General features: G+C 50.8%; 8 protein-coding genes and 1 pseudogene. 4 read left to right on the forward strand and 5 right to left on the reverse strand.

The genetic code is table 11. The annotated features are described in order from the left end of the window. Positions 1 to 44: 44 nt before the first annotated feature. Positions 45 to 662: pseudogene (locus tag AC1DIG_RS27265) on the forward strand (integrase core domain-containing protein); the annotation flags it as partial. Between the two features lie 420 nt (positions 663 to 1,082). Here the strand turns inward: AC1DIG_RS27265 and AC1DIG_RS27270 are convergent. The 5 genes from AC1DIG_RS27270 to AC1DIG_RS27290 all read right to left on the reverse strand — a co-directional run bounded on the left by AC1DIG_RS27270 (position 1,083) and on the right by AC1DIG_RS27290 (position 6,138). After that, positions 1,083 to 1,286 carry a transposase gene (locus AC1DIG_RS27270; protein ID WP_477769799.1) on the reverse strand — a complete coding sequence of 68 codons (204 nt, stop codon included), beginning with the start codon at positions 1,284 to 1,286 and terminating at the stop codon, positions 1,083 to 1,085. 470 nt (positions 1,287 to 1,756) lie between these two features. Continuing rightward, positions 1,757 to 2,338, reverse strand: coding sequence for a hypothetical protein (locus AC1DIG_RS27275; protein WP_477769800.1), 582 nt, complete (start codon positions 2,336 to 2,338; stop codon positions 1,757 to 1,759). A gap of 15 nt (positions 2,339 to 2,353) precedes the next feature. Then, positions 2,354 to 3,568, reverse strand: a complete 1,215-nt coding sequence (locus AC1DIG_RS27280; protein ID WP_477769801.1) for a glycosyltransferase family protein — start codon at positions 3,566 to 3,568, stop codon at positions 2,354 to 2,356. 19 nt (positions 3,569 to 3,587) lie between these two features. Next, positions 3,588 to 5,069, reverse strand: coding sequence for a hypothetical protein (locus tag AC1DIG_RS27285; RefSeq protein WP_477769802.1), 1,482 nt, complete (start codon positions 5,067 to 5,069; stop codon positions 3,588 to 3,590). 745 nt (positions 5,070 to 5,814) lie between these two features. Next, positions 5,815 to 6,138: a hypothetical protein gene (locus tag AC1DIG_RS27290; protein ID WP_477769803.1), complete on the reverse strand. Its 324-nt coding sequence runs from the start codon at positions 6,136 to 6,138 to the stop codon at positions 5,815 to 5,817. 401 nt (positions 6,139 to 6,539) lie between these two features. Between AC1DIG_RS27290 and AC1DIG_RS27295 the strand changes: the two genes are divergently transcribed. From AC1DIG_RS27295 to AC1DIG_RS27305, 3 genes are all read left to right on the forward strand, one after another. Beyond that, positions 6,540 to 7,058, forward strand: a complete 519-nt coding sequence (locus AC1DIG_RS27295) for a cytochrome-c peroxidase (RefSeq protein ID WP_477769804.1) — start codon at positions 6,540 to 6,542, stop codon at positions 7,056 to 7,058. Positions 7,059 to 7,071: 13 nt separating this feature from the next. Further along, positions 7,072 to 7,689 carry a cytochrome-c peroxidase gene (locus AC1DIG_RS27300; RefSeq protein ID WP_477769805.1) on the forward strand — a complete coding sequence of 206 codons (618 nt, stop codon included), beginning with the start codon at positions 7,072 to 7,074 and terminating at the stop codon, positions 7,687 to 7,689. Between the two features lie 4 nt (positions 7,690 to 7,693). Continuing rightward, positions 7,694 to 9,504: Ig-like domain-containing protein (locus AC1DIG_RS27305; RefSeq protein ID WP_477769806.1), on the forward strand; the 1,811-nt coding region annotated here is incomplete at its 3' end.

Consider the following 9,504-nt stretch of genomic DNA (forward strand, 5'->3'; position numbering starts at 1 on the left):
GCAGGTTGGGAAAAGGGCAGCTTTGAGCTGCCCTTTGTTATGGCCGAACACTTCACAACCTAATGCGCACTGAGCCAGAAGTGTCCGTAAAGGTTGGTCGAGACCATTTATTCGATATCTTGCGAGATCGGCGCGAACTGGTTCCCCGCAGACGGGCCTATCACAAAACGACAGACAGCCATCATCGCTTTCGCCGGTATCCAAATCTGCTCAAAGATGGGCCGATTCAGGTAGTCGCCAAGGCGCCAGAGCAAGTATGGGTTGCGGAAATCACCTACTTGCCGACACAAACGGGTGTCGCTTACCTGAGCTTGATCACCGATGTGTACTCCCGAAAAAATCGTGGGGCACCATGTCCATGAACGCTTGCACATCGAATCGGTGATCCAGGGGTCCAATACTGCTCCGAGCTTTATCAGCGACTGCATGCCAAATACGGCATCACCTGCTCAATGACCGATGGCTACGACTGCTACCAAAATGCGTTGGCTGAGCGTGTGAATGGGATTTTGAAAAACGAGTTATTGCTACATCAACCCAAAGATTTTGTAGAGGCCACTCGGATGGTGGACGAGTCGGCGCAAATCTATAACAACGAGCGGCCTCATTTGTCGCTGAAATACAAAACGTGGCTGGTGGCAGACTCCCGTAGAACTCTCTAGAACAAAAAAAGAGGCCGAAGCCTCTTTTTTCAATGTTGACAACAAAAATAACGCGCAAAAAAAACGCCACTCATTGAGTGGCGTTTTTCTGTATTTGGAGCGGGAAACGAGACTGGAATCCACGCTCTTTCTCCTTGAAAGCGTTGAGGTTTTTCTACCGTCAGCGCTTTCGATGTACTGGATAATGTACACATTCGGCTAGGCTGGAAAGGCCCTATTTTTTACAAATCACTTCAGGGGCATTCGTAGCACCCGTCATCTCTCACACCAAAATGCTCTGGAAGTCTTTTTTGCGTGTTCAGTTTTCGAATGTTCAAGTTCGGCGCGAGTACTCCTCCTGGCTCCCCATAGGTATGCTGGAAGCCGGTTAGCCTCCGTGCCAAAAAAACCGCAACACGATCGCCCGGAGCTGGTGTCATATTAGTAGCGCACGATCAGCATGCGGATCGTCAACTCAGGATCAATTAGGGAACGTCCAATCAGGCTATAGAAATCGGTGAAATGATGGCACCAGTCACTTAGATCAAGGCGCCGATCAAGTTTGCGCAATAGATGAACTCTCGGGATGCGGTCTTCAAGGTTGATTAGGAAAACAGCCGCTCCTGCCCACTCAATAACTGCCACATCATACTCCGCATTCTCCTGCCGACCGATGATGAGATGTGGACTATGGGCAGACCAACATTCCAAGAGAGTAACCAACCTTTATACAATCAAGACACACGGTCTCCAAATTGAATCAATTACACTATCATCAATGGCTTCGCGACTTGTAGGAGCATTCGTCGCGACTCATTGAAATCCCCCACATCAATTCAGATGTGCACCACATAGACTAGAAAACTCAAATTAGCTGCAAGGGCCAAGAAATTCCTGGACCGAGTACTAAATATTACTGCGAACGTGAAATCTACCGATCGGGATCAGGTCGTTATGTTCGGTGATATGCTGTTTGGCGCCCACAAACCCAAACTCATTTGACAATCTCGGGATCAAACAGACGACCGAGCATCTGAAAGCGTGCCACATACTGTTAGCGGCAATATATTTTAAATATTGGCCATATCGGCGGTGAGCACTTTCCAAACTCACCTTCAGTTCGCGCGATAGATAGCGAGAATCATCTGATTCGCGTTTGTCGTTTGATTTAAAATTGTTTCGGTTACGTCCTGAAAGCTTCTCGGAGAAGTGTAAAGGTAGTAATTCAAGTTCCCTCCGGTTGGCCTGTTTGACCTAAAAGTGTTGAGCGCAGTCCCATCTCCTACTCCAATCTTCAGGATAGCTGACGCGACAAAAACGTTAGCTTGTTTCCAAGCATCCGATTGCCCAACTATCTTTTTACAATCAGAGATAAAGTCTAGAACGGTCGTTTTGTAGGTAGCGTTTCGTTGCGTTTTCAGTTCGAACCATATCGCTGTCCCGCGCGCTGGTGTAAATTTCAGGTCGCACCGCTTCGCCGGGGTCCCCGGCGGAACGTCAAAGCTGGCTTCGCGCTCAAAATTGCATCCAATCCCCAAGTTGCTACACGCAGTGCGTGCAAATTCCACTTGAAGCCATGCTTCCCAGCCTCCCGTCATATTGCTTTTCAAGAAGTATGGAACTACCGGAAGCGGACTTACCGCATCGTTGACGATGACTGACTGTAAATAAGCTACCATTTGTGCTGACGTTGCCACAGGCGTTTCCTCATATCAAAGATGTTGGGAGATGAGTCTGCCGATATTTTTCCAGCTGTTCGACTCATGTGAAGCCCTGCGATAAGCGCTCTCAGCTAGATCGACTCTAAGCTCATCGTCGTAGTACAAAGCCTCAAGAGCTGTATATACTTCTAAGGCATTGACTGTGTGCATATTTGCAGCCTCATAAAACACAAACTCAATACCGGATACCGGCATTAACCAGGCCGCTCCAGACCAGTTTTCTCGAAAGCTGGTGTGATCTGGAACCACCAGGGCACAGCGCGTCATTGCGTGTTCGAAAATTCCGAGCCCCCATCCTTCACCCATTGACGTCGAGAGACCGATGTCACAGGCGTTGTACAGCGCATTAAGTTCGGACTTTCCGAAAATATTAGCGGATGTCGACTCGGGCGTAAGTCGTATTTGAGTTGCAACTCCAGATGCATCGATCATTTTCCGCAATTCCATGTCGTCGTAATCTGATCGTTGGCCGGTATGAAGATGCAGCAAGACATCTGGCTTGCCATCGGCAAACAGCGCAAAACCGCTAATGGTAATATCCAATCTTTTGCGCCAATACGGCTTGTTTGCGTTGAGTATAATGAAGGCTTCCATGGCGGCCGAGTCAGATCCATACAACTCTCGGCGTGCAAGGCGACGTCTGTGCTTTTCATCGAAACTTTCAATTGGAAAAAAACGTGTGGAATCGGCTCCGTGCCCTACGACCGCGAGATCAGGAGTTTTATATTCAGGTCGCCCCCGTATTGCGCGATCACACATCGCCTTAACATCCTTCCTGGCCGACTCCGTATACAGAATACATAAGTCTACCTGCTCAATAATCGGCGCAAATTCTTCATTTGCTAGTGAACCTTCGATCGGCAAATACAACACAATCCTGGTGTTGTTCCTCCAAGGTTGCAATTGTTGCAACAATAACTTCCCAACATAGCCAGGTGAGATCAACAACACCGTGTCAGGTGGAGTATCTCCAAATCGCTTGTCGAGCCATCGGGGATCAACCCAAAAGTGCCGAAACGGTGAATACTGAATGTGGACGCTGCAGTTGCGCAGCGTCACATCCTCGTGTCCTACTCTGTCGGAGGGCCCAAAACCGAGGCAGCTCACTTCAAACGTCTTGCTTAGCTCATCTGCGAGCGCTTCCATAACGTTAGTCAGCCCACTGCCTGGCGTATATAGCCCGGCCAACAGAATCTTTTTCTTCATGTTCAGGCGGCTCCAGCTATCACCCCCAAGGACAAAGAATCGGTGCATTATATGCAAGAAGGTTCATAAAATCGTAGGGTTCAGAACTATTAACCTCCATGACATATTGAAGCACACTGTCGGTTAGGAACGGCACGGGAGAATTATTCGAAGCATATGTTTCGATTGGGATCAGTCCGTCGATGTTATTCATGTTAGTCAGCTGATATTGACCGTCAGCGAGTGGCGAACTCGTATTGTTAGCAGTAAATACCATGCGCTTTAAGTAAATTCCGCCGTATACCATATTTGGGTCTGGCAAAGTGCTAGCCGGAGGTGGGTTGTCCATTTGGAAATAATAGGGCCCGAAGTCCAGGGTCGAGGCAGGCTGTATTATATTACCCGCACCGGCATGGGTAATGGTCATAACAGCTTGTTTCACCAGTGAACCTATACCATTCAAATCATCACATAGCACATGCACGACAATTCGACGGGATGAGGAATCGTTTACCGCGAGCGTGGCCAATAGCTCCTCCGCCTTCATGAAGAGGCTTGAGGGTACATAGTACGAAGAACCTGGCCTTGCATCACCTGGCAGGTATTGGACTTGAGGATTTAGATGCATTGATGCATCGATACCGGAGAAGTTTGGAGGCGTACCTGGAGTTGGTACTGAACCCGACACGCCAGCCAGTACAAGTGGCAACATCCATTGGATGAAAGCGCCTTCCTGCTGCACCACTAGCTCTTGGTAATCAATGAACGCTTTTTGAGCCATGTCCGGAGCACTGCTAAAATTATACGCCTCCATCAAGAGGTTGGTAGCACACAGTTGTCCGTAGGTTAGGCGCTTGTAATAATTTTGATATTGCTGTATCGCGTCACGATAGTCTAATACACCACTGCCTACCAGCGGGGCAACCATACTGCACCAAAGTTGCAATGCACCTTGTTGTTGCGCTCCGTCAACAACCAGATTCGAAATGGCGTTAAGCGCTTCCTTTGGACCGTTATCCGAATTCAAAATATCCTGAACAAGGTCGCCAACCAAAGCCGTGGGCGTATTACTATAATCACCCAAGTAAGAAACGTAGTTAGAATAGCATGTATCGATAACGGTTAGGTAACCGCTAAGCACAACATCTACGGACTGCCATGCTTGGTATAACTGCAATTTCGCAACATGCTGTAGCAGCGACTCTACTTTTTTAACATCGACTGCGAGCGTATTGATAGACTGGGAGATCGCACCCAACTGAGCGCCGATATTGACGATCTCTTGTTGCTGCTGCTGAAGCCCTTGGCCCAGAGCTGCTAGCTGCTCAGCAGTACCTGTGAACTCACTAGGGAGACTGGTGATAAGTGCGTTGATATTTTGACCTCCTTGTTCCTGACCATCACCGAACACATAGTTCAATGTCCCCCCAATATCAACTCCGGTCGCGTCACTTAGTGCTTTTTCTGCACACTGAGCCAAATTTTTTCCAATACTGTTAATCGCACTATCGAGAAAACTCATCTTGACACCCCTTAATTAATATTTTTTTGTATCCAACCATCACCAAACAACTTGATAAAGCAGTAGAGCAGTTCAACGCAAAAGTTTCTAAAATCAGGAAGCTCTCAATACCCAGTCAAAATTTAAGCGGATAGCTGAGCTACACCGTCGGATGCTGACGGCGGATTGCCGACAAGCAGTGACAACATGCAGTTCATGTATTCAAAAAAACAGCTTCGACTGCGAGCAAAATCATTTGCAAACGTAAGTCGTAAAAATAGGAGTACATAGGTGGTCATTACTGCCAAGCCCTGCTGGGCTTGGCAGTAATCAAATGTGTACGCGACCAAAACCCCAAGAAAATGTCTTGTTGCGCCCAGATCAAAAATTACATTTTTCTACAGTTCTGTTACTCACCTAGCAAACAAAAAATGCTTGGCCAAGTTCATGATTTGATCGCAGATGTTGATTCTATGAGAAAAACCCATCTCGATTGTCCCTATTGAGAATTCGATGTGGCACTAGGCTATCCGTCGCGCTTAAAGTAATAGCGGCCACTGACGCGAAACGCAAGGAGTAGTATTTATTTAATTTTAAGGCAGGCCTCTATCAGCCTTCAGGACCAAGTGAAAAACCTGCTGAAATCTTGCGCCCCTAACCTCGCAGTACCAGGAAAGAAGCAATTGTAGACAATATTTAGCAGTACGCCGTGCACAAAGCCGGCAGCAATATCTGCGAGCCGATCTTGCCCATCGCTCCATCGCGCTTAGAGGTGACCTCCGAGCAGCCAATTCATGACAAACAGCTTTGCAACGACCTCAGCCTTACCTTGCCGGTGGTTGGAAACACAACTCGCCCAAAAAAATATTTTTCCACCTCTTTCCGCAGCATCAAGCCCTATCGATACCGAGCTTGCCTTCGTCTTCCCACAGTTTTTGTGTCGTGCCACCAAAACGACCGGAAATACGGGTAACAGCCCAAGGCGCGACTTAAAAGTAAATAAAAACAACCGGATCGGATTGCTACCACAGCAATAGACAGGATATTGACCGTAGGCAAAGCCAAAATCCGCCGGCATACCGACGAACAAACAGGTTCCCCTCCAGCAAACCCCGCATGATGGAAATAGATCGAAAAAAACATTCTGACCGGTCGATTTCCAGGCCCCCATTGGCGAGTTTTTTAAACTGTACTACTGTGATTTCGTGCTGGATGCTCGGGATCGTGGACGTTCGATCTCACCCAAGTTCATGGAATGAAGACCCCATTGTGAACACGCAAGTGTTCCAACCGCAGTGCATACGACGTGTACGAGGAGCCAAATTTGGCTCTGGTTCACAGGGAGGTGCTTATGGTGGCTTCAGGTCTACAGTCTCAGCAGCAAATGCTGGGCACTCTCCAATGGATTGAGACGAAACAATCCGCTTTTCACCCCTATCTCCTTTGGTGTCCCGGCCCCCGGCTTCAGCCCGCTCAGTACAAGTGCTGAGCATGCGCATCTTGCATTGCCTGAGTATGTGCTTGGTGCTGTTTCGTGCTGGCATGGTTACGGCTGCCCCTCTACCCCAATTGCCAGCGGCTTGTACCGAGCAAGCCACCGAGAATCTGCTGGGGCTTCCGCCCGTACCAGGAGCCTCGGAGCCCGATCATCAGGCAGAAAAAATCCAGCTTGGCAAAACGCTGTTCTTCGACAAGCGCCTGAGTGCTGACGACTCGATCAGTTGTGCTTCCTGCCATATTCCCGAGCATGGCTTCATCGATGGTTTACCGCGCGCCCAAGGCATCCATCGCCAGCTGGGAACACGCAACACCCCCACCCTATTCAATGCAGTTTTTTCCAAGACCCAGTTCTGGGACGGGCGCCGCGACAGCCTTGAGATGCAGGCAACGGATCCGCTCTTCAATCCGATCGAACACGGTCTGCGTGATGAGGCGCAGTTACTCCACGCCATTCAGCAAGATGACCATTATCGTGCGGCCTTTGAAAAAGCGTTTGCGGCCCCCCCCTGAGACGTTAACGGTCATGAATGTCGCACAAGCCATCGCGGCCTACGAGCGCACGCTGGTAGCTGGTAACTCTGCATTTGATCGCTACCACTACGGACATGACAAAACGGCCTTGGATGCAGCCGCGTTGCGTGGTCTGGAGCTATTTCGTGGTCGTGCCCAGTGCGGGCAATGCCATGTCATCGGCGAGACCAGTGCTTTATTCACCGATCAGCAGTTTCACACGCTGGGTGTGGGGTTCAAGCATCTGGAAGATCGCTTGGTCCCAGAGGCAATTCGGTTTGCAAAACTGACCGCAGCCGAACGTCAAAAACTCGTGACGTCAGATCCCGCCTCGGCCGAGCTGGGCCGCTTCAGTGTCACTCTCAATCCGGCCGATCTAGGTCGTTTTCGCACCCCCAGCCTGCGCAATGTGGCCGAGACGGCGCCCTATATGCACGACGGTAGCGTCGCAACCCTTGAAGAAGCAGTAGATCTGGAAGTGTATTACCGCGGTGTCGAAGCCGGTCATCCGTTGATTCTGACGCCCTCAGAAAAAACCGACCTGGTGGCGTTTCTCAAAGCCCTGACGAGCCCTCATTTCCTGCAAAGGGCTGCATGCGAATCAGCCCTCCCACAACAGAACCGAGGATAAGGATATGTCGCAGCAAGCGTCAGGTTGGAATCGGTTTGTTGTGAAGACGTGGTGGATGCTGGGCATGGTGTTTGCCGCGCAAGCGGGCGCCGCACCAACAGTGACCTTAACAACGCCGGCAAGCGGCGCATCATTTATCGTCCCGGCGACGATCACCTTGACTGCGAACGCCGCGACGAACGCTGGCAGTATTGCCAAAGTGGACTTCTATCAAGGCAGCACATTGCTAAGCACGGTCACCACATCACCGTACGCTTTTAACTGGACCAATGTTCCACCTGGTACCTACAGCCTCACGGCCAAAGCCACTGATACCCAAAACGTCGCAACTACCTCGTCCGCCGTCGGCATCACTATGGGCACTGGCTCCATTGGCTACAGCTACGACCAGGCCGGTCGTCTCGCTGGCGTCACCAACAGCACAGCATCAGCCGAGTATGATTACGATGTCGTTGGCAACATCACGGCTATCAAAGGGTATGCCGCTGGCACTCCCAGCATCCTGGTCTTTTCGCCAGCGCAAGGACCGGCCGGCACAGCGATCACCATTGACGGCAATAATTTCAACAGCACGGCCAGCCAAAACACCGTTCAGTTCAATGGCATAACCGCCAGTTCGGTGACCATCGATCCAAGCTATCCCAACCGCCTGACGGTGGTGGTACCAAGCGGCGCCACCACCGGACCGATCAACGTGACCACGCCGGCGGGCAGTGCCACCTCGACGGTCAATTTCACGATCGCGGCGAGCCAGGCCCCCATCATTACTAACTTGGCGCCAACAATCGGAACGGCCGGCACCGCACTGACGATTTCAGGAAGCAACTTCCAGGCTGATAAATTCAAAGAAAAAACCATTTTTAACACCAGCTCGTTGATCATCAATTCCACAAGTACAAGCAGTATCACCACAAGTGTTCCCACCAATACCATGGGCGGTAAGGTCAGTGTCACGACGGCCTATGGCACTGCAATCAGTACCCAGGATTTGTTTGTCCCGCCCTCTCCGTTGATCGCAACCGACATCCAGTACATGGACCGTATAGCGTTTGGTGCGAGCAAGACGGCCAGCATTACCACCGGCGGTAAAAAGGCGCTGCTACTCTTTGATGCCACACAGAACCAGCGCTTTTATCTCCATGTGACGGGAGCGACTTTTTCAGCCTGTTCTAGCCTGACCATCTACACCCCCAATGGCAGCATCCTCACCACCACCCCGTGCGCCTCCTCCCCCGGCGATATCGACACCACCATATTGCCGGCAGCCGGTACCTACACGATCCTGATCAACCCCAGCAGCAATGCCACGGGAAATGTGACCCTCACACTGAACAATGTGCCGCCAGACTCAACCGGCATCATTAGTATTGACGGTCCGGATGTCACACTACCAACACCTTCCATCGGCCAGAATGGCAGCCTTACTTTCAGCGGCACTGCCGGCCAGCGTATTTACCTCAGCGCACCCAATTCCACATATCCCCGTAGCGAAGCGCTCACCGTCTACAAACCCGATGCCAGCGGTAATGCCAGCACCAGTAATGGCAACATTTATTCCAACCTGTGGTCGACAGGATCCTATACGGACACCCTGACGCTGCCGGCCACAGGCACCTACACCATCTACCTCAACCCGACCAGCAGCGACACCGGCAACATGACATTCCACCTGATCAGCGTCCCGGCGGATGTCACGGGTACCATCAGCATTGATGGCGCCGATGTCACCCTGACCACAACCGCCATCGGCCAGAATGGCAGCCTTACCTTCAGCGGCACAGCCGGCCAGCGTATTTACCTCAGCGCACCCAATTC

Source organism: Pseudomonas sp. 05N431 (genome assembly GCF_056397005.1).